The organism is Paracoccus alcaliphilus (assembly GCF_028553725.1).
GTDB classification, from domain to species: Bacteria; Pseudomonadota; Alphaproteobacteria; order Rhodobacterales; family Rhodobacteraceae; genus Paracoccus; species Paracoccus alcaliphilus.
The window spans coordinates 3,075,984-3,095,267 of the sequence record NZ_CP067124.1 but is presented as its reverse complement, the minus strand read 5'-3'; the positions used below and the strand labels follow the sequence as shown (position 1 = coordinate 3,095,267).

The following is a 19,284-nucleotide window of genomic DNA, read 5'->3' as shown; positions in this document are numbered from 1 at the left end:
AAGGACGGCAGGAAGGCCCCCAAGGCCGGGCTTGAAGCCACCACGCCCTCTGGCCTGCGCCGGGTGGTGATTACCGGGACAGGCACGATCAACGCGCTGGGTCACGATGTCGCCACCACGATGGAGGCGTTTCGCGAAGGCCGCTGCGGCATCAGCCAGTTGCAGTTCCGCGATGTCGAGCGGCTGTCGATCCAGATCGGCGGGCAGATCCATGACTGGCGGGCCGAGGATTACTTCAACCGCCAGCAGATCCTGCTTTATGACAAGTTCACCCAGTTCACCCTGCTGGCCGCCAAGCAGGCGGTTGCGCAGGCGGGGCTGAACTTTCAGGGTGCGCTGGGGCTGCGGTCGGGCGTGGTGCTGGGCACCGCCGGTGGCGGGCTGAACACCTGGGACGAGAATTACCGCGCCGTCTATGAAGAGGGCAAGAACCGCGTCCATCCCTTCGTCGTGCCCAAGCTGATGAACAATGCCGCCGCCAGCCATGTCAGCATGGAATACGGTCTGCGCGGCCCGGCCTTTACCGTCGCCACCGCCTGCGCCAGTTCCAATCACGCGATGGGGCTGGCCTTCCAGATGATCCGCTCGGGCGCGGCGCAGGTGATGCTGACCGGCGGCTCCGAGGCGATGCTGTGCTTTGGCGGCGTCAAGGCATGGGAGGGGTTGCGGGTCATGTCCAAGGATGCCTGCCGCCCGTTTTCCGCCAATCGCAACGGCATGGTGCAGGGCGAGGGCGCGGGCGTCTTCGTCTTCGAGGATTACGAACATGCCCGTGCGCGCGGAGCCGAAATCCTGGCCGAGGTGGTGGGTTTCGCCATGTCCTCGGACGCGCAGGATATCGTCATGCCCTCGGCTCAGGGGGCCGAGCGGGCGATCACGGCGGCGATGCGCGATGCCAGGCTGAACCCGGATCAGTTCGGCTATATCAATGCCCACGGCACCGGCACGGCGGCCAATGACAAGACCGAATGTGCCGCCGTGGCCCATGCCTTCGGCCATCACGCGGACCGGGTGATGATGTCCTCGACCAAGTCGATGCATGGCCACCTGATCGGCGGCACCGGCGCGGTCGAATTGCTGGCCTGCATCATGGCGCTGCGTGACGGCGTGATCGCACCCACCATCGGTTACGAGGAACCGGACCCCGAATGCGCGCTGGACGTGGTGCCGAACGAGGCGCGTGAGGCGCAGGTCGATGCGGTCCTGTCCAATGCCTTCGCCTTTGGCGGGTTGAATGCGGTGATCGCGCTGCGCCGGATCTGATCCGCATCACAGGTCAACATGAAAAAACCGCGCCCAACGGGGCGCGGTTTTGCGTTGCCGGTTGCCGCGTTATTCGGCGGGTTGCGGGGCCGGGGTGTTGCTTTCCTCCAGCACCGAAGGGGCGGCATCGCCTGCCTCGTCCGCGACCTTCTCGACCTCGGCGAAGGCGGCGGTAAAGCCCGTCAGCGACAGGTCCAGACGGACCGGGTCTTCGGGATCGGCGCCGAAGGGCAGCAGCGTAACCACGGCCTTGTTGCCGCGCTTCATCGCGTTCAGTTCCTCGGCGGTAAAGCCCATCCGTGACACGCAGCCGACCGGCGCGCAGAAGCTGAACGGATAGCCGCGCACTTCGGAATTATCGACACCAAAGCCCAGACCCTGGATCAGGTCGGTTTCAAGCGGCGCGATCAGGGTCGAGCCTGCGGCGACATTGCCATTGCGCAGCGGGATCATGGTGATTTCCGCCACCGCATTGTCGTCCTGATCCGACATCAGCTGATACAGCTCGCAGGGATCGACCTCGCCTTCGGTCCTGATGCAGCGCACCGTCCAGTCGCCGTGGGTCGAGCGGGCGTAATAGGAACCGACCCGCGGTTCGTCGGATGCCTCTTCGCCTTCAGCGGGGGCGGCACCGGCTTCGGGCTGCGCGCCGTCTTCAGCGGCGGGCTGCTCTGCCTCGGGCTGTTCCGCTTCGGGCTGGGCCTCTGCGCCGTCGGCCGGGGTCGCAGCGTCATCAGCCGGGGCGGTTTCGCCTTCGGGCTGGGTGGTCTCTGCCTCGGGCTGTGACTCCTGGGTGGCGGCATCCCCGGTCGCGGGGGATTCGGTGTCCTGAGCGAAGGCCGGGCCCGCGACAAGGGCCAAAGCCGCCAGCAGCGCATGAGAGGTTTTGAGGATCATGGATGTTTCTTCCCTTTGCTCAATGCATTGAACGCGGGTTAGCATGTCTGTTCGGGAATGTCAGTCGCCAACAGGGACCAGTCGCTTCACCTTGGCTTGACCCCGTCGGGCCGCATCCGGGGGAGGGGCAGGAGGTGCTGGCACGACAAACGAAAGGGCCGCAGCTGCTGACTGCGACCCTGAACGCTGATGCGTTAGCTCCCTGCCGGACTGGCCGGTCATATTGAGGTGCACGCTAGTCGCGACACCGTGATCCGTCAACAGATTTGGTACCTTTGGCCGATCACAAAAAGGCCGCGCCATGACGGCGCGGCAGTCCAACAGGGAGGAAGATCCGGCCCCCCGGCAAATGGAGGGACCGGATAACGACAGTCTGGCACAAGAATGTTAAATTTGTATTGTCTTAACGCGCGCATGTTGCGTCATGGGCGATAAAGCGCCACGGCGCGCGAAACAGGGGGCAGGAATGGCAGAGGTTCTGGACAATGAGGCGGGCACCGTTTTCGTCGGCGGCGCGGGCGAAGGGCATGGCGTGGCGCAGCATCTGCTGTTGAAATACGCCAACCGTCACGGGCTGATCGCGGGCGCCACCGGCACCGGCAAGACCGTCACCCTGCAAACGCTGGCCGAAAGCCTGTCGCTGGCCGGGGTGCCGGTGTTTCTGTCCGATGTGAAGGGCGATCTGGCCGGGCTGTCGCGCCCCGGCGGCACCGACCCCAAGCTGGCCGAGCCCTTTGACACCCGCGCCCGGCAGATCGGCGTCGATCTGGACTATCAGGGCTTTCCCGTCACCTTCTGGGATGTCTGGGGCGAGATGGGCCACCCGGTCCGCACCACCCCCGCGGATATGGGGCCGCTGCTGCTGTCGCGCCTGCTGGGGCTGACCGATGTGCAGGAAGGCGTGATGAACATCGCCTTTCGCGTCGCGGACGAGGAAGGGCTGGCGCTGCTGGACCTGAAGGACCTGCAATCCATGCTGGTCTGGGTGGGCCAGAACGCGGCGGACCTGTCACTGCAATATGGCAATGTCAGCACCGCCAGCGTCGGCGCCATCCAGCGCGCGCTGCTGGTGCTGGAAAATCAGGGCGGCGACCGACTGTTCGGGGAACCGGCGCTGGAACTGGCCGACATCATCCGGCAGGACGCCTCGGGCCGTGGCACCATCAATATCCTCGCGGCCGAACGGCTGATGAACGCGCCCCGGCTTTATGCGACCTTCCTGCTGTGGCTGCTGTCGGAACTGTTCGAGCAATTGCCCGAGGTCGGCGACCCCGACCGCCCGCGAATCGCCTTTTTCTTCGACGAGGCGCATCTGCTGTTCAGTGACGCGCCCAAGGCGCTGATCGAAAAGGTCGAGCGTGTGGCGCGGCTGATCCGGTCAAAGGGGGTCAGCGTCTGGTTCATCAGCCAGAACCCCGCCGATATCCCCGAGGCGATTCTGGGCCAGTTGGGCAACCGGGTGCAGCACGCGCTGCGGGCCTTTACCGCCAAGGACCAGAAGGCACTGCGCATGGCCGCCGAAAACTATCGCCCCAATCCCGATTTCGACATTGCCGAGGCCATCCAGCATGTCGGCACGGGCGAGGCGGTGACATCGCTGCTGGAGGCCAAGGGCGTGCCCGGCATTGCGCAGCGTACGTTGATTCGCCCACCCTTCAGCCGCATGGGCGTCGTGACCCAGGCCGAACGGGCCGAGACCATGACCGCGTCCCCCATGGGTCTGAAATACGGGCAAGAGATCGACCGCGAATCCGCCTATGAGATCCTTGCCCGCCGGGCCGAGGATACGGCGAAGGAACAGGCCAAGGCCGAGACGCGCCCGCAACAGGCCAGCCGCAACGATGACGATCTGTGGCAGATGGATACCAATGAGGGGCGCGCGCAGCCGGGCCGGGGCAGGCGATACGAGCCGACCCAGCCCGCCGCGCGGAAAACCCGCTCGTCCCGGTCAGACAGCATTGTCGAGACCTTCGGCAAAAGCCTTGCCCGCCAGTTGGGCACCAAATCCGGACAGGCGCTGGTCCGCGGCGTTCTGGGATCACTGATGCGGGGGCGTTAGAGGTCAGGCCATCGCTGCGCGGTCGGGCAGGGCGGCGGCAACCCGCATCTCGGCCAGAATCGCGATCATCAGCAGGACGTGACGTCTGAGGTTGTAATCCGCCGAACGGGCCAGCCGCGCGCCGTTCAGCATATCCTCTTCCGCGCGCAGCCGCGCCAGCGCCCTGCCGGGGGACGGGCAGTGATCGGCGCGCAACAGTCGGGGCAGATCGCGTTCGCGCCGCCACCCGGCCTGACCCTCGCGCGCGGCGCGGATCAGCAGGCGGGGGCGGCGCAGGGTTTCCGTTGCCGGGCGCAGGGGAAAGCTGACGATATTGGATATGGACATGGGGTGCTCCTGAGGGATTTTCGGGCTCAGAGTTGCACAACCCATAGATGTGTTGCCGTCCGGATGGATGCAGCGCACGCCGGGGCAATGATTCTTTAGGATTTGTTAGGGATTGTTGCTTTGGCGTAAGGAAAACCTCCTGCCGCCTGCGTAATGCAGCACAACCCAGGATGGTTTTATGCCCAGCTATCCGAGGACGACAAGGGACGAGTCATGACTGTTTTTTCCGGCGGTTTCGCAAATGGAACCGGCATTGCCGTGTTGCCATCCGACGACGACAAGGGCGATTCCGCGCCAGCGGCGTTGCCCGACGATGCGCGCCTTTACCTTCGACATGTCGAGAATGGCGAATCCATCCGGTCTCTGGCGCGCGAGGCGGGCTGTCATGCCTCGACCATCCTGCGCCGGATACGCCGGTTCGAGGCGCGCCGCGATGATCCGCTGGTGGATCGGGCGCTGTCGGTCAAGGCAAAGGCGGCGCCCGCCGACGACCGGCAGGTGCTGCGGGTGCTGCGGCGACTGGCCGAGCCGGGGGCGATCCTGGCCACGGCCGAGGCGCTGCCCAAGGCGATCGTGACCCGCGACGACATCCGTACCGCCGTTCTGGATCGCGAACTGGCCGAGATGATGGCGCTGAAGGGCTGGGTCGTGCAACTGGGGCAGGGCGCGCGGCTGCAACGCTATGTCATTTCGCCCGGTGGGCGCGAGGCGCTGCGGCGGATGCTGCGTTCACCGCGTCAGCGCAATGCCGTGCCGCGGCCGGGCGATTTCGCCGATGCCAGCCCGGTGAATGCGCCCGCCGATGAGGGCACGCCCCATGCGGATCAGCACCGGATCTGGGAAGAGCGCGACATTCAGGACCCCGAGGATGGCCGCCGCAAGCCTCGCCGGATCAATCTGGCCGAAAGCCCGTTGCTGGTTCTGGCGCGGCGGCGCGACACCAACGGTCAGCCGTTCCTGACCCCGGCGCTGGTCGCCGCCGGAGAACGCCTGCGCGAGGATTTCGAGCTGGCCCAGCTCGGTCCCCGGATCACCCAGAACTGGGATGGTTTCATGACCGCGGGGATTGATGTCGGTCGTTCGGGCGGCGGCTATCGCGGTGGGTCGGAAACGGCGCGCGAACGGGTAGCGGCGGCCTTGCGCGATCTGGGGCCGGGCATGGGCGATATCGTGCTGCGCGTCTGCTGCTTTCTGGAAGGGATCGAGATGACCGAGCGCCGCCTTGGCTGGTCGGCGCGCTCGGGCAAGATCGTGCTGCGTCTGGCGCTGATGCGGCTGGAGCGCCATTACCGTGAAGCCTATGGCAATGGCGCGCCGCTGATCGGTTAGCCGCCCAGCTTTTTCGCCACGAGTTCGTTGACGGCAGCGGGATTGGCCTTGCCGCCGGTTGCCTTCAGCACCTGCCCGACGAACCAGCCCGCCAGTTTCGGATTGGCCCGCGCCTTTTCGACCTGCGCCGGGTTGGCGGCGATGATCTCGTCCACGGCCTTCTCGATCGCGCCCAGATCGGTGACCTGCTTCATACCGCGCGATTCCACGATGTCGGCCGGATCGCCGCCCTCAAGCCACAGGATCTCGAACAGGTCCTTGGCGATCTTGCCCGAAATGTCGCCCCTGGCGATCAGGTCGATCACGCCGCCCAGTTGCGCGGCAGAGACGGGCGAGGTCTGGATCGTCAGCCCCTCCTTGTTCAGCCGGCCGAACAATTCGTTGATGACCCAGTTCGCCGCCTGCTTGCCGTCGCGGCCCTGCGCCACGGCCTCGAAATAGTCGGCATTCTCGACCTCGGCGGTCAGCACGCCCGCGTCATATTCCGACAGGCTCATCACCTTGACGAAACGTGCCTTCTTCTCATCCGGCAGTTCGGGCATCGAGGCGCCGATGCCGTCCACCCAAGCCTGCTCGATCTCCAGCGGCAGCAGGTCGGGATCGGGGAAATAGCGGTAATCATGCGCCTCTTCCTTGGACCGCATCGACCGCGTTTCGCCCTTGTCGGGATCATAGAGACGGGTTTCCTGCACCACCGCGCCGCCATCCTCCAGAATGGCGATCTGGCGCCGCGCCTCAAAGTCGATGGCGGCCTGAATGAAGCGCAGAGAGTTCATGTTCTTGATCTCGCAGCGCGTCCCCAGATGGCTGAAATCCTGCGTCTCCTGATAGCGCTCATAGGCGCCGGGCGGGCAGACGCTGACATTGACGTCGGCGCGCAGGTTGCCGTTCTGCATGTTGCCGTCGCAGGTGCCCAGGTAACGCATGATCTGGCGCAGCTTGCCGACATAGGCGGCGGCTTCCTCGGGGCCGCGGATGTCGGGGCGGCTGACGATCTCCATCAGCGCGACGCCGGTGCGGTTCAGGTCCACGAAAGACATGTTCGGGTCCATGTCGTGGATCGACTTGCCGGCGTCCTGTTCCAGGTGGATGCGCTCGATCCTGACACGGCGGGCGATGCCGGGCCCCATGTCCACGATCACCTCGCCCTCGCCCACGATGGGGTGGTAAAGCTGGCTGATCTGATAGCCCTGCGGCAGGTCGGGATAGAAATAATTCTTGCGGTCAAAGGCACTGCGCAGGTTGATTTTGGCTTTCAGCCCCAGCCCGGTGCGCACCGCCTGCGCCACGCAGAACTCGTTGATGACCGGCAGCATCCCCGGCATGGCCGCATCGACAAAGGCCACATTGCTGTTGGGCTCGGCCCCGAAACCGGTTGAGGCGCCGGAAAACAGTTTCGCGTTCGAGGCGACCTGCGCATGAACCTCCAGCCCGATCACCAGCTCCCAATCGCCCTTGGCCCCGGCAATGACCTTCGGTTGCGGAGCGGTGTAAGACAGGTGGTCAAGCATGGGCGGCCTCGGCTGCGGAATTGCGATCTGGCAGCGGTTCTAGGGCAGGTCGCGCGTATTGTCACGGGGGGCGGTTGCGTCGGCAAAGTATCAGTTCGCCAGCGACTTGCAGTGGGACAATGACATTGCGTTGAACGCATGCCCTGCCGCGGCGGATTCAGGCTGTCGTCAGGCTGTTGATTGGCGTGATCCCGCCGATGCGCTATCGGCACGCTTGCGTGAATCCGTCTTGCGGCTATGGGCATGTGTCAGATGAAACAGCCCGATGAGGTTCGTATGCGCCCTGCGCTCGCTCTGGCCACCCTTGCCCTTCTTGCCGCCTGCAATACATCCGGCCCCTCGACACAAGAGATCGCCCGGCAAGAGGCGCAGCAAATGGCGCTGGCGGCCAATCCCCCGATGCGCTGGCAGGGGAATGGCGGCTCTGATGCGTGGACGAAAGCGACGCTGACGGCTCTGGACCGCGAAGGCGTGACGATCCTGTCGCAGGTGCCCGCCGATATCGACAGCTTCTGCCCCAATTACGCCGAACTGGGCCAGACCGGGCGCAAGGCTTTCTGGGCCGGCCTGCTGTCGGCAGTGGCCAAGCATGAAAGCACCTATAATCCGGGCGCGCGCGGCGGCGGCGGCAAATGGCTGGGCCTGATGCAGATCGCGCCCGCGACATGGAACCATTACGGCTGTTCGGGCAATATCACCGATGGGGCCGATAACATGACCTGCGCGGTGCGGATCATGTCCCGCCAGGTGGGCCGCGACAATGCGGTCGCCCATGACGGCAACGGCTGGCGCGGTGTGGCCCGGGACTGGGCGCCGATGCGCAACTCTTCGAAACGCGCCGATATTGCAGCCTGGACCAGCAGTCAGAGCTATTGCAGCGCAAAGACCGATACCTGATCGGATAGCGGTGCAAACGCAGCAAAAAAGGGGCTCCGCCCCTCGGCGCGTCTTCGACACCCCTCACCCCGAGGTATTTTTCAGGAGTGCGAGGGCTGAAGGTCACCCCGGTTCCGGCCCGTACATTGTTCCATCGATCAGGGCAGGAACCAGGGTGCCTCGCTCTCCTGCGGTCATCGGCGCCTCCGCCTGTACCGCTTTTTCGTGATGACACAGAAAGATTAAGTGGCGGTTAACGCCCCTCGCGCTCCTGAAAAATACCTTGGGGGTGAGGCCCGGCACGGGCCGAGGGGGCAAAGCCCCCTTTTGCCCTCCATCACGGCTCAGCGCAGAGTTGCGAGGATGCGTACCCATGACCGCGCGCCTTTGGTAAAGCTTTCCAGGTTGTATTTCTCGTTCGGTGAATGGATGCGATCATCGTCGCGGCCAAAGCCTATCAGCATCGAATCCATGCCGAGGATCTCTTTGAAATCGCCCGCGACGGGGATGGAGCCACCCGCACCGATGAAAGCGGCCTCGCGGCCCCATTCCTCGCTCAGCGCGGCGCGGGCGGAGGCGAAGGCCGGGTCCGAAATATCCATCACGCTGGCCGGGCTGCCGCCGTGATTGGTGAATTCGACTGTGCAATCCGCGGGCAGGAAGCGTCGGATATGATCGCGGAAGGCGTCGCGGATCTTTTCAGGGTCCTGACTGCCGGTCAGGCGGAAGCTGACCTTGGCGCGGGCTTCGGCCGGAAGGACGGTCTTGAAGCCTTCGCCCGCATAGCCGCCGACGATGCCGTTGATTTCGGCGGTGGGCTGGTTCCAGACCATATCCAGCGGCATCCGGCCCTTTTCGCCGATCGGTTCGCTCAGCCCGACCCTGCCCAGAAAATCGCCTGCATCGAAGCCAAGCGCCTGCCAGTCGCGGCGCAATTCGGGCGGCAGATCGGTCACGCCATCATAAAAGCCGGGCAGGGTCACGCGCCCGGTTCCATCCTTCAGCGCGCCCAGTGCCTGTGCCAGCACCATTACCGGATTGGCCGCCAGCCCGCCGAAGCTGCCCGAATGCAGGTCGCGATCGGCGCCGCGGATGATCACCTCTTCTCCGACCAGCCCGCGCAGTTGAGTGGTGATCGCGGGGCGGCCATCGGCATAGAGTCCGGTGTCGCAGATCATCGCCAGTGAGGCTCTCAGTTCCGCCGCATTTTCGTGCAGGAATGGGCGCAGCGACGGAGAGCCTGATTCTTCCTCGCCCTCGAACAGCAGGGTCAGATCCGAGGGCAGTTCGCCGTGAACGGCCTTCCATGCCCGGAAGGCCTCGATGAAGGTCATCAGCTGGCCCTTGTCGTCCGAGGCGCCCCGGCCACGGATCACCGCGCCTTCCGGGGTCTGCTGGATTTCGGGCTCGAAGGGCGGGCGGTCCCACAGTTCCAGCGGATCGACCGGCTGCACGTCGTAATGGCCATAGAACAGGACCGGTCGCGCATCGCCTTTTTGGGAATGGGCGACAACCATCGGATGGCCCGGCGTGTCGCGAATCTGTGCTTGAAAACCAAGCTGTTGCAGCTGATCGCACAACCATTCGGCGGCGCGGCGTACATCGCCACGATGGGCCGGATCGGTCGAGACCGAGGGGATGCGCAGGAACTCCAGCAGCCGCTGCAAGGCGGCATCGTGCCCGCGATCCAGTTCGGCCAGCATTCCGTCCAGCTGTGCATCCTTGCTCATTCGATGTCCTTTCCGACTGTTTTGCTTGGGTATTCCCATCGGCCTTTCGTCGGGGTGCGACAAATTCGGCCTGTCATTTTCGCGTTTTGATCTCTATCAAGGTGTGGCCTCGCGTGATCTGACAATGATCGCACCCAGCAAGCAACGCAAGGGAACGCCCGCGATGAATTATGATGCGGCACTTGACCAGGCCATCGGACGTCTCCACGAGGAGGGGCGCTATCGCACCTTCATCGATATCGAGCGGACGAAAGGCCATTTTCCGCAGGCTACCTGGACCCGTCCGGATGGCTCGACGCGGGAAATCACCGTCTGGTGCGGCAATGATTATCTGGGCATGGGCCAGCATCCGGTGGTTCTGGAGGCAATGCATCAGGCGCTTGATGCCGTCGGTGCCGGATCGGGCGGCACCCGCAACATCTCGGGCACGACTGTCCATCACAAGCGGCTTGAGGCCGAGCTGGCCGATCTGCATGGCAAGGAGTCCGCGCTGGTGTTCTCCAGCGCCTATACCGCCAATGACGCGACGCTTTCGACCCTGCGCAAGCTGTTTCCGGGGCTGATCATCTATTCCGACCAACTGAACCACGCCTCGATGATCGAGGGGATCAAGCGGTTCGACGGCGCCAAGCGCATCTTCCGCCATAACGATGTCGCGCATCTGCGCGAATTGCTGGCGGCGGATGATCCGGCGGCGCCCAAGCTGATCGCCTTCGAATCGATCTATTCGATGGATGGGGATTTCGCCCCTATTTCCGCGATCTGCGATCTGGCCGATGAATTCAACGCGCTGACCTATCTGGACGAGGTTCACGCGGTCGGCATGTATGGCCCACGCGGCGGCGGCGTGGCCGAGCGTGACCGCCTGACCCATCGCATCGACATCTTCAACGGTACGCTTGGCAAGGCGTTCGGCGTCTTTGGCGGCTATATCGCCGGCTCGGCCCGGATGTGCGACGCGATCCGGTCCTATGCGCCCGGCTTCATCTTCACCACCTCGATCCCGCCTGCGGTGGCGGCGGGGGCGGCGGCCTCGATCCGGTTCCTGAAGGGCGCGGAAGGCCAGCATCTGCGCGATGCCCAGCAATTGCATGCGCGAATCCTGAAAATGCGGCTGAAATCGCTGGGGATGCCGATCATCGACCACGGCAGCCATATCGTGCCGGTCCATGTCGGCCACCCGGTCCATTGCAAATCGCTGTCGGACCTGCTGCTGCGCGACTATGGCATCTATGTCCAGCCGATCAACTTCCCCACCGTGCCCCGCGGGACCGAGCGTCTGCGCTTTACCCCCTCGCCGGTGCATGATGCCCGGCAGATCGACCATCTGGTGCGCGCCATGGATGCGCTGTGGTCGCAATGCGCGCTCAATCGTCAGGAAATGACCGCCTGATGAAATCGGCGGGTGAACTGCTCTCGCGCCCGTGATAACCTTGCAGTAATCAAACACTGCTATCGTCCCGATTCGGGCGATAGGGTTAACGGGCGAATGGGGCAGACGTAAATGAGCAGGCTGCGGGCAGAAGACCCGTCAGAAGGATATTCGCAGGTGGAGGAATTTCAGGACTTCCTCGACGACGATGATACGCGCCTTGGCGACGTCATGCGGGGCGAAAGGGCGACATTGGGCAAGTCGCTTCTGGACGTTCAGCGAGAGTTGCGTATCCGCGCCTCTTACATCGCCGCGATCGAGAATTGTGACATAAGCGCCTTCGATACGCCCAGCTTCGTGGCGGGCTATGTGCGTTCCTATGCCCGTTATCTGGGCATGGATCAGGACTGGACCTTCCGCCGCTTCTGCACCGAGTCGGGCTTTCAGCCGACGCATGGGATGGCCCCGGCGGCCTCGGGGCCGAAACCCGCGCGGCGTCCCTCGGACCCGGCCGAGGCGCTGGCCAATCCGCGTGCGCTGTTCATTCCGCAACAGGAAAGCTTCTGGTCCTCGGTCGAGCCTAGGGCGCTGGGATCGATTCTGGTTCTGGTGGCACTGGTCGGCGGGCTGGCCTATGGTGGCTGGTCCGTCCTGCAAGAGGTGCAGCGCGTCACGCTGACGCCGGGCGACGATGCGCCGGGCGTGGTGGCGGCGCTGGACCCGGCCGAGGGAGCAGCCCTGCCAGAGCCGCCGCTGGAATCGGGCGATACCGCCGATCTGGTGCAGAACCTGCCGCAGCCGCAGATCCTCGACCGCCTTTACCGCCCGCAGATCCTCGAAGCGCCGGTGCTGACCGCGCGTGATGGGCCGATTGCCGCCATCGATCCCGGCCTGACCGTGTCGGAACTGGCGGCCGAGGCGGCGCAGGGCGGCGAAACGCCCGCCGCCAATCCCGAGAACGGCCCGACCACCTTGGCCGATGCGATGGCCTATGGCCCGCAGATCGGGCAAGAGGATTTGCAGGTCCGCACCATCGCCGAGGACGCCCCCGCGATCGAGCTGTTGGCGGCGCGTCCGGCATGGGTCCGCGTCACCTCGGCCGATGGCACGGTGCTGCTGGAAAAGATCATGGATGCCGGCGAACGCTTTACCGTTCCCAGCCTCGAAGAACCGCCCCTGCTGCGCACCGGCAATTCCGGCGCGGTCTATTTCGCGGTGAACGGGCGCACCTATGGCCCGGTTGCGCCGGGGCCGCAGGTGGTACGCAATGTGAAACTGTCGCCCGACGACGTGACCGCCACCTATGCCTTCGCCGACTTGAACGCGGATCCGGAACTGGCGCAGATGATCGCCGTCGCCCGCGCCGAAACCGGCATCACTGCGGCGGATCAATCGACCACGGAATGACCCGCAAGGGTCCGCAGCAAATCGCCCGCCCCTCGCACTCCTGCCAAATACCTCGGGGGTGCGGGGGCAGCGCCCCCGCTTTGCAAAGACATCGCCGGTGGCGGGCCTACCGCCCCCAGACCCGCTCCAGCAGCCCGATCCAGTTCCCGGCGGCGATCTTGCGGGTCAGGTCCTCGCCATAATGCGGGCGCATCACTTCGATCAGCTTTGGCAGGGCGCTGGCATCGGCCAGATCCTTCGGCATCAGCGCGCCGTCGAAATCTGACCCCAGCGCCACGCCATCCTCGCCCAGAATCGCCAGCAGATGATCCAGATGCCGCAGCATGACGTCCAGATCCTGCAAGGGCAGGCGCCGGCCATCCTCGCGCAGAAAGCTCGAGGCGAAATTCAGCCCGACCAGCCCGCCACTGTCGGCGATCACCCCCAATTGCCGGTCGGTCAGGTTGCGCGCACTGGGGCAGATCGCATGGGCGCAACTGTGGCTGGCCACCAGCGGCATGTCGGACAGGCGGGCGATGTCGTCGAAACCGGCCTCGTTCAGATGCGACAGGTCCAGCATGATCCGCAAACTGTCGCATTCGCGCACCAGATCCTGCCCGGCGCCTGTCAGCCCGCCGCCGATATCGGGTCCTGCGGGAAAGGCGAAGGGCACGCCCTCGGCAAAAGCGGTCGGGCGCGACCAGACCGGCCCCAGAGACCGCAGCCCGGCCGCGTGCCACAGATGCAGCGCGTCCATGTCGCGGATCGCCTCGGCCCCTTCCATATGCATCACCGCCGCGATGCGCCCGGCGGCGATGCTGTCACGGATATCCGCTGCGCAGCTGACCACATCCAGCGTGCCGCTGAGCTCCAGCGCGCGCAGTGCCGCTGCCTGCTGAAAGGCCGGGGGCAGGGCCTCGGCCCAGCCGATCGGGTCGGGCAGGGGCAGGGCAAAGGGCGGGTTCTCCATCAGCCGCATGGCCTCGGCATCGTTCGGCCCGGCGGGCGAGGGCACCCAGATCGCGAAAAAGCCCCCGACCATTCCGCCCGCCTTCATCCGCGGCAGATCCAGATGGCCGGTCCCGTCGCCCTCCAGCCACAGTTGCACGCCCTGCGCACCGGCGGCGGTGACGCGCTGAAGGAAATCGTTATGGCCGTCGAAAACCGGGATCATGCTGCGCTCCTTGTCCGAAATTTCGCCCCGACCATGCACCCGGGCGCGGGGCCCGGCAACGCCTTCACGCTTGCAGCGCCGCAAATCCCGCCTAATCTGGTGTCGGGCACAGCCAGAGCGGAGGACAAGCCATGCCATATATCCGTCAGGATTTCGACGGCCAGACCGTGATCTGCACCTTCGATGTCACGCCGGGCAGCGCCCATGACGTGCTCGATCTGCTGAACATCGCCTGGGACGAGGTGATCAGCCGCCAGCCGGGTTTCGTCTCGGGGGCGATCCATCTGAACGACGCGCAGACGCGGATCGCCACCTATTCGCAATGGCGCGACCGTCGCGATTATCAGGCGATGCTGCGCAGCCCGGAAATGCGCGAGCGCAATCGCCAGATCAACGGCATGTGCAAAAGCTTCGAGCCGGTCATGTACGAGGTGCAGGCGGTTTTTCAGGATTGATGCTGCATCTGCAAATTGATCGTGCAATCGCCGCAAGCCGCGTTATTCTCGGCCCATAACAAGGCGGAGGGGCGGCGATGTCTGGCAGGATCATAACGGTTGCGCAGCAGAAGGGCGGGTCGGGCAAGACCACCATCGCCGTCAATCTGGCCGTCAGTCTGCATCAGCGCGGTCATTCGGTGGCGCTGATCGATACCGATCCGCAGGGCAGCATGGGCCGCTGGTTCGTCGAGCGGATGCAGGCGCGGGGCGAGGACGAGGCGATGGATTTCTCGACCTCGTCGGCCTGGGGGGCCAGCTATGAATCGGAAAAGCTGAAGAAACGCTTTGATTTCGTCATTATCGACACGCCGCCCAAGATCGACAGCGACCTTCGCCCGGCTTTGCGCGTGGCGGATCTGGTGATCGTGCCGGTGGCCGCCAGCCATGTCGATCTTTGGGCGACCGAGGGCGTTCTGGATCTGGCGCGGCGCGAAAAATCGCCGGTGCTGGTGGTGCTGAACCGGGTGCGCCCCCATACCCGGCTGTCGGCCGAGGTCGCCGCAAGTGCTGCGGAACTGGGCGCGGATGTCGCCTCGGCGCAGCTGGCCAATCGTGTCGCCTATGCCGAGACGCTGGGGCTGGGCCTGGGTGCGACCGAGAAACAGCGCAATACCCCCCTGCAGGCCGAGATCACCGCGCTGACCGACGAGGTTCTGGCCGCGCTGGAATGACCGGGGCTAGAGGCTGGCGATCCATTCCGGCACGGTGACACTGGCCGGGCCAAGGATACGGCGGTCGAAATCCCGGGCATTGGCGCTGGCTTCAAGGTTCATCTCGATACATTCGGCCCCCTTGCGCGCAGCATATTGCACGAAACCGGCAGCGGGATAGACATTGCCCGAGGTGCCGATGGCCGCGAACAGATCGGCGTGATCCAGCGCCTTCCAGATCTGCTCCATGTGATAGGGCATCTCTCCGAACCAGACGATATCGGGGCGGGTGGACGGGGCGGTGCAGGCGGGACATTCGTCATGCGGCTGCATCAGCGGCGGCGCGTCCCAGCGATGGCCGCAACCGGCGCAGAGGGCGCGATTCAGTTCCCCGTGCATGTGGATCACCTGCGGGCTGCCGCCACGTTCGTGCAGGTCATCGACATTCTGCGTGACCAGCGTCAGATCATGCCGCCCGGCCAGTTCGGCAAGGGCGTGATGGGCGGCATTGGGGCGGGCCTGTCGGGCCGCCTGACGGCGCATGTTATAGAAGCGATGGACCAGCGCCGGATCGTGGTCGAAGCCCTCGGGCGTTGCGACGTCCTCGATCCGGTGATTTTCCCACAACCCGTCGCTGGCGCGAAAGGTGGCCAGCCCGCTTTCGGCCGAAATCCCGGCCCCGGTCAGAATGACGATACGCATGGAATCAGCGGCAATAAGCCTCGGCCGCCGAGGTAAAGCGCTTGTAGCGCGCCCAGAAGGCGTTGTCGGAATCGCTTTTGGACATCCGCACCTCTTGCGCGCGGTGGGGGTCCTGGAAGAAGCTGGCGGCGCGGCGCTGATCGGAACGCGACAGGGTCTGATTGGCGACCTGCTGGATACAGCCGCACAGGGGCGCATTGCCGCGGGCGCGGTCCGAGCGGACGCAGGCGCTGTCGATCGGGCCTGCCATGGCCAGTGGGGCGGTCAGCACGACGGTGGCTGCCGCGATGGCGATGCGGTTGAGCATGGGGCTGTCTCCTCGTGTCCTCGATACCGGGCGGCCGCTTGTTACGGTTTTTCCTGCCCTTGTTAGGCCATAAAGATAGCAAAATCGTTAATCCGGCTCAATCGGGAACTGGGCGCGGTAATCGTGGCATGGCCGCGATGCGGCGCAATATCTGGTGCGGGCTGCTGGCCCGCCGCGATGGCTTGTGACAAAAGGGGTGATGCGATTCGCCCGACTTCGCGGCTGGATGGAACGACATGAACCAGAATGCGCGCGCCGCGATGTTGATGACGCTGTCGATGGCGTGCTTCGCCTGCGAGGATACGCTGCTCAAGCTGCTGTCGCGCGGGCTGCCGGTGGGGCAGATCCTGCTGATGGCGGGCCTGCTGGGGATGCTGGCCTTCGGCGCATGGGTGGCGCTTGGCCCCGAGGGGCTGCGGCTGCGCGAACTGCTGCTGCCTGCGGTGATCCTGCGCAACCTGTGTGAAGCGGTTGCCGGAGTCTGTTTCCTGACCGCGCTGTCGATGGGTGATCTCAGCGTCGCCTCGGCCATCCTTCAGGCGCTGCCGCTGCTGATGACGCTTGGTGCGGCGCTGTTTCTGGCCGAGCCGGTGGGCTGGCGGCGCTGGCTGTCGATTGTGGTGGGGTTCGTCGGGGTGCTGATGATCGTCCGGCCCGGCACCGAGGGTTTCCAGATCGGTTCGGTGCTGGCGCTGATCGCGGTTCTGGCCATTGCGGTGCGCGATCTGGTCACCCGGCGGCTGCCTGTGCATATCGGCTCGGGGATGCTGACGGCCTCGGCCTTCGGGTCGATGGCGATCGCGGGGACGGTGCTGATGGTGCTGGGCGGGCAGGGCTTTGCGCAGCCCGGCCCGGCGCAATCGGCCATCACCGTGCTGGCGGTCTGTTTTGGTCTGGCGGGATATATCACCATGGTCATCGCCACCCGGATCGGAGAGATCGGGGCAATCGCGCCCTTCCGCTATTCCCGGCTGGTCTTTGCGATCATTCTGGGCGTGATCGTCTTTGGCGAGCGGCCCGATATGTGGACGCTGAGCGGGGCGGCGGTGATCGCGGTCGCGGGTGGCTATACCATGTGGCGCGAGCGGCGGATGAAGCGCCAGAACGCCGCCCGCGCCAGTGCCGGACCGATGCAGCCGGGCAAGTTGTGACCGTTGGCGGGAGAAGCCTTTCCAACCCCGTCGAGGGGCCGGAAAGGCTGGGCCGGCTGCGCCGCCCCCCACGCGGGTGCCATCGTCGCGCCTCGCCGCAAAAATCCCCTTTCCGTAACCCTTCCGCCCTTGTATAGCCCGGCCCATGACCGACCTGTCCCTCATCCGCAATTTTTCCATCGTGGCCCATATCGACCACGGCAAATCCACCCTGGCCGACCGGCTGATCCAGTTGACGGGCACTGTCGCCGAACGCGACATGAAGGCCCAGATGCTGGACAGCATGGATATCGAGCGTGAGCGTGGCATCACCATCAAGGCCAATACCGTGCGGATTTCCTATCCGGCGAAGGACGGGAAAACCTATATCCTGAACCTGATTGACACGCCGGGTCATGTGGACTTTGCCTATGAGGTCAGCCGGTCGATGCGCGCGGTCGAAGGCTCGCTGTTGGTGGTGGACGCCACCCAGGGGGTCGAGGCGCAGACGCTGGCCAATGTTTATCAGGCCATCGACGCCGATCACGAGATCGTGCCGGTGCTGAACAAGATCGACCTGCCCGCGGCCGAGCCGGACCGGGTAAAGGAGCAGATCGAGGATGTGATCGGTATTGATGCCTCGGACGCGGTGCCGATTTCCGCCAAGACCGGGCTTGGCATTCCCGACGTGCTGGAGGCCATCGTCACCCGGCTGCCCGCGCCCAAAGGGGAACGCGATGCGCCGCTGAAGGCGATGCTGGTGGACAGCTGGTATGACGCCTATCTGGGCGTGGTGGTGATGATCCGGGTCATGGACGGGATTATCCGCAAGGGCGATCAGGTCAAGATGATGCAGACCGGCGCCAGCTATCGGCTGGACAAGCTGGCCGTGCTGACCCCCGCCATGCGCGATATCGAGGAACTGGGGCCGGGAGAGATCGGCGTCTTTACCGCCTCGATCAAGCAGGTCCGCGATACCCGCGTTGGCGACACCGTCACCCATGAACGCAAACCCGCCGCCCGGGCGCTGCCGGGCTTCAAACCCGCCCAGCCAGTGGTGTTCTGCGGGCTGTTCCCGGTCGATGCCAATGATTTCGAAGGGCTGCGCGAGGCGATCGAGAAACTGGCGCTGAACGATGCCAGCTTCAGCTATGAAATGGAAACCTCGGCCGCGCTTGGCTTTGGTTTCCGCTGCGGTTTCCTGGGGCTGCTGCATCTGGAGGTGATCCGCGACCGGCTGGAACGCGAATATGATCTGGACCTGATCACCACCGCGCCCTCGGTCGTGTTCAAGCTGCATATGAAGGATGGCGAGGTGCGCGACCTGCACAACCCCGCCGACATGCCCGACCTGACGCTGGTGGACCATATCGAGGAACCGCGCATCCGCGCCACGATCATGGTGCCCGATGAATATCTGGGCGATGTGCTGAAACTGTGCCAGGACCGGCGCGGCATCCAGCTGGACCTGACCTATGCCGGGTCGCGCGCCATGGTCGTCTATGACCTGCCGCTGGCCGAGGTGGTGTTCGATTTCTATGACCGGCTGAAATCGGTGACCAAGGGCTATGCCTCGTTCGATTACCAGATCAGCGAATACCGCGAGGATTTTCTGGTCAAGATGTCGATCCTGGTGAATGACGAACCGGTGGACGCGCTGTCGATCATGGTCCATCGCGACCGGGCCGAATCGCGGGGGCGGGTCATGGTGGAGAAGCTGAAAGAGCTGATCCCGCGGCATATGTTCAAGATCCCGATCCAGGCGGCCATCGGCAGCCGCGTGATCGCGCGTGAAACCCTGTCGGCGATGCGCAAGGATGTGACCGCAAAATGCTATGGCGGGGATGCCACGCGCAAGAAGAAGCTGCTGGAGAAGCAGAAGGCCGGCAAGAAGAAGATGCGCCAGTTCGGCAAGGTCGAAATCCCGCAGACGGCCTTCATTCAGGCGCTGAAGATGGATAACTGACCGCCCGTTCCGCATGATCCGGCATCCTTGCGCTGATCGACCCCGTTTCCCTTTCGGAAGCGGGGTTTTCTGTTTGTTCCAGAAAAAAGTTAAGATGTTCCTAAAAAG

General features: G+C 64.7%; 17 protein-coding genes. 10 read left to right on the top strand and 7 right to left on the bottom strand.

Annotation, left to right across the window (positions count from 1 at the left end):
• Window positions 1-54: 54 nt before the first annotated feature.
• The gene (locus JHW40_RS16080; RefSeq protein WP_090612289.1) at window positions 55-1,263 is read left to right on the top strand and encodes a beta-ketoacyl-[acyl-carrier-protein] synthase family protein; all 1,209 of its coding nucleotides are present in this window, start codon (window positions 55-57) and stop codon (window positions 1,261-1,263) included.
• Between the two features lie 69 nt (window positions 1,264-1,332).
• Here JHW40_RS16080 and JHW40_RS16075 read toward each other — a convergent pair whose 3' ends face one another.
• The gene (locus tag JHW40_RS16075) at window positions 1,333-2,160 is read right to left on the bottom strand and encodes an invasion associated locus B family protein (RefSeq protein WP_090612179.1); all 828 of its coding nucleotides are present in this window, start codon (window positions 2,158-2,160) and stop codon (window positions 1,333-1,335) included.
• A 466-nt stretch (window positions 2,161-2,626) separates the two neighbouring features.
• On the opposite strand from JHW40_RS16075, the gene JHW40_RS16070 reads away from it, so the two are divergent.
• Complete coding sequence (locus tag JHW40_RS16070) at window positions 2,627-4,219, top strand: helicase HerA-like domain-containing protein (RefSeq protein ID WP_090612176.1); 1,593 nt, start codon at window positions 2,627-2,629, stop codon at window positions 4,217-4,219.
• A gap of 3 nt (window positions 4,220-4,222) precedes the next feature.
• Here the strand turns inward: JHW40_RS16070 and JHW40_RS16065 are convergent, their stop codons facing one another.
• A complete protein-coding gene (locus tag JHW40_RS16065; protein WP_090612175.1) occupies window positions 4,223-4,546 on the bottom strand; it encodes a DUF6477 family protein in 324 nt (107 codons plus the stop codon).
• A gap of 213 nt (window positions 4,547-4,759) precedes the next feature.
• Here JHW40_RS16065 and JHW40_RS16060 point away from each other — a divergent pair, with 213 nt between their 5' ends.
• Complete coding sequence (locus tag JHW40_RS16060; RefSeq protein WP_090612172.1) at window positions 4,760-5,875, top strand: DUF6456 domain-containing protein; 1,116 nt, start codon at window positions 4,760-4,762, stop codon at window positions 5,873-5,875.
• On the opposite strand, the gene gatB is transcribed toward JHW40_RS16060, so the two are convergent.
• The gene (gene gatB / locus JHW40_RS16055) at window positions 5,872-7,386 is read right to left on the bottom strand and encodes an Asp-tRNA(Asn)/Glu-tRNA(Gln) amidotransferase subunit GatB (protein WP_090612170.1); all 1,515 of its coding nucleotides are present in this window, start codon (window positions 7,384-7,386) and stop codon (window positions 5,872-5,874) included. The two genes, JHW40_RS16060 and gatB, sit on opposite strands and share 4 nt — an antisense overlap.
• Window positions 7,387-7,638: 252 nt before the next feature.
• Here gatB and JHW40_RS16050 point away from each other — a divergent pair, with 252 nt between their 5' ends.
• The gene (locus JHW40_RS16050; protein WP_244519186.1) at window positions 7,639-8,283 is read left to right on the top strand and encodes a lytic transglycosylase domain-containing protein; all 645 of its coding nucleotides are present in this window, start codon (window positions 7,639-7,641) and stop codon (window positions 8,281-8,283) included.
• 323 nt (window positions 8,284-8,606) lie between these two features.
• On the opposite strand, the gene JHW40_RS16045 is transcribed toward JHW40_RS16050, so the two are convergent.
• Entirely contained in the window at window positions 8,607-9,992 is a 1,386-nt protein-coding gene (locus JHW40_RS16045; RefSeq protein WP_090612165.1) for a dipeptidase, read from the bottom strand.
• Between the two features lie 163 nt (window positions 9,993-10,155).
• Here JHW40_RS16045 and hemA point away from each other — a divergent pair, with 163 nt between their 5' ends.
• Window positions 10,156-11,385: a 5-aminolevulinate synthase gene (hemA, locus tag JHW40_RS16040; protein ID WP_090612287.1), complete on the top strand. Its 1,230-nt coding sequence runs from the start codon at window positions 10,156-10,158 to the stop codon at window positions 11,383-11,385.
• A 111-nt stretch (window positions 11,386-11,496) separates the two neighbouring features.
• Window positions 11,497-12,771 carry a helix-turn-helix domain-containing protein gene (locus JHW40_RS16035; RefSeq protein ID WP_090612164.1) on the top strand — a complete coding sequence of 425 codons (1,275 nt, stop codon included), beginning with the start codon at window positions 11,497-11,499 and terminating at the stop codon, window positions 12,769-12,771.
• Between the two features lie 106 nt (window positions 12,772-12,877).
• Here the strand turns inward: JHW40_RS16035 and JHW40_RS16030 are convergent, their stop codons facing one another.
• Complete coding sequence (locus JHW40_RS16030; RefSeq protein WP_090612162.1) at window positions 12,878-13,924, bottom strand: dipeptidase; 1,047 nt, start codon at window positions 13,922-13,924, stop codon at window positions 12,878-12,880.
• 131 nt (window positions 13,925-14,055) lie between these two features.
• Here JHW40_RS16030 and JHW40_RS16025 point away from each other — a divergent pair, with 131 nt between their 5' ends.
• The gene (locus JHW40_RS16025) at window positions 14,056-14,379 is read left to right on the top strand and encodes an antibiotic biosynthesis monooxygenase family protein (RefSeq protein WP_090612161.1); all 324 of its coding nucleotides are present in this window, start codon (window positions 14,056-14,058) and stop codon (window positions 14,377-14,379) included.
• Between the two features lie 77 nt (window positions 14,380-14,456).
• Window positions 14,457-15,092: a ParA family partition ATPase gene (parA, locus tag JHW40_RS16020; protein WP_090612159.1), complete on the top strand. Its 636-nt coding sequence runs from the start codon at window positions 14,457-14,459 to the stop codon at window positions 15,090-15,092.
• 6 nt (window positions 15,093-15,098) lie between these two features.
• Here the strand turns inward: parA and JHW40_RS16015 are convergent, their stop codons facing one another.
• Together JHW40_RS16015 and JHW40_RS16010 are read right to left on the bottom strand one after the other, a co-directional pair.
• Window positions 15,099-15,773 (bottom strand): NAD-dependent deacylase, encoded by a 675-nt coding sequence (locus tag JHW40_RS16015; RefSeq protein ID WP_090612158.1) that lies wholly within the window; start codon window positions 15,771-15,773, stop codon window positions 15,099-15,101.
• 4 nt (window positions 15,774-15,777) lie between these two features.
• Window positions 15,778-16,080 (bottom strand): hypothetical protein, encoded by a 303-nt coding sequence (locus JHW40_RS16010; protein WP_090612156.1) that lies wholly within the window; start codon window positions 16,078-16,080, stop codon window positions 15,778-15,780.
• A gap of 236 nt (window positions 16,081-16,316) precedes the next feature.
• Between JHW40_RS16010 and JHW40_RS16005 the strand changes: the two genes are divergently transcribed.
• Window positions 16,317-17,231: a DMT family transporter gene (locus tag JHW40_RS16005; RefSeq protein WP_090612153.1), complete on the top strand. Its 915-nt coding sequence runs from the start codon at window positions 16,317-16,319 to the stop codon at window positions 17,229-17,231.
• Between the two features lie 145 nt (window positions 17,232-17,376).
• Window positions 17,377-19,176 (top strand): translation elongation factor 4, encoded by a 1,800-nt coding sequence (gene lepA, locus JHW40_RS16000; RefSeq protein WP_090612150.1) that lies wholly within the window; start codon window positions 17,377-17,379, stop codon window positions 19,174-19,176.
• The last annotated feature ends 108 nt before the right edge of the window (window positions 19,177-19,284 follow it).

Coding starts and splice junctions, on each gene's coding strand:
- JHW40_RS16075 (WP_090612179.1), bottom strand. CDS start 2,160: ATGATCCTCAAAACCTCTCATGCGCTGCTGGCGGCTTTGGCCCTTGTC.
- JHW40_RS16070 (WP_090612176.1), top strand. CDS start 2,627: ATGGCAGAGGTTCTGGACAATGAGGCGGGCACCGTTTTCGTCGGCGGC.
- JHW40_RS16065 (WP_090612175.1), bottom strand. CDS start 4,546: ATGTCCATATCCAATATCGTCAGCTTTCCCCTGCGCCCGGCAACGGAA.
- JHW40_RS16060 (WP_090612172.1), top strand. CDS start 4,760: ATGACTGTTTTTTCCGGCGGTTTCGCAAATGGAACCGGCATTGCCGTG.
- gatB (WP_090612170.1), bottom strand. CDS start 7,386: ATGCTTGACCACCTGTCTTACACCGCTCCGCAACCGAAGGTCATTGCC.
- JHW40_RS16050 (WP_244519186.1), top strand. CDS start 7,639: ATGAAACAGCCCGATGAGGTTCGTATGCGCCCTGCGCTCGCTCTGGCC.
- JHW40_RS16045 (WP_090612165.1), bottom strand. CDS start 9,992: ATGAGCAAGGATGCACAGCTGGACGGAATGCTGGCCGAACTGGATCGC.
- hemA (WP_090612287.1), top strand. CDS start 10,156: ATGAATTATGATGCGGCACTTGACCAGGCCATCGGACGTCTCCACGAG.
- JHW40_RS16035 (WP_090612164.1), top strand. CDS start 11,497: ATGAGCAGGCTGCGGGCAGAAGACCCGTCAGAAGGATATTCGCAGGTG.
- JHW40_RS16030 (WP_090612162.1), bottom strand. CDS start 13,924: ATGATCCCGGTTTTCGACGGCCATAACGATTTCCTTCAGCGCGTCACC.
- JHW40_RS16025 (WP_090612161.1), top strand. CDS start 14,056: ATGCCATATATCCGTCAGGATTTCGACGGCCAGACCGTGATCTGCACC.
- parA (WP_090612159.1), top strand. CDS start 14,457: ATGTCTGGCAGGATCATAACGGTTGCGCAGCAGAAGGGCGGGTCGGGC.
- JHW40_RS16015 (WP_090612158.1), bottom strand. CDS start 15,773: ATGCGTATCGTCATTCTGACCGGGGCCGGGATTTCGGCCGAAAGCGGG.
- JHW40_RS16010 (WP_090612156.1), bottom strand. CDS start 16,080: ATGCTCAACCGCATCGCCATCGCGGCAGCCACCGTCGTGCTGACCGCC.
- JHW40_RS16005 (WP_090612153.1), top strand. CDS start 16,317: ATGAACCAGAATGCGCGCGCCGCGATGTTGATGACGCTGTCGATGGCG.
- lepA (WP_090612150.1), top strand. CDS start 17,377: ATGACCGACCTGTCCCTCATCCGCAATTTTTCCATCGTGGCCCATATC.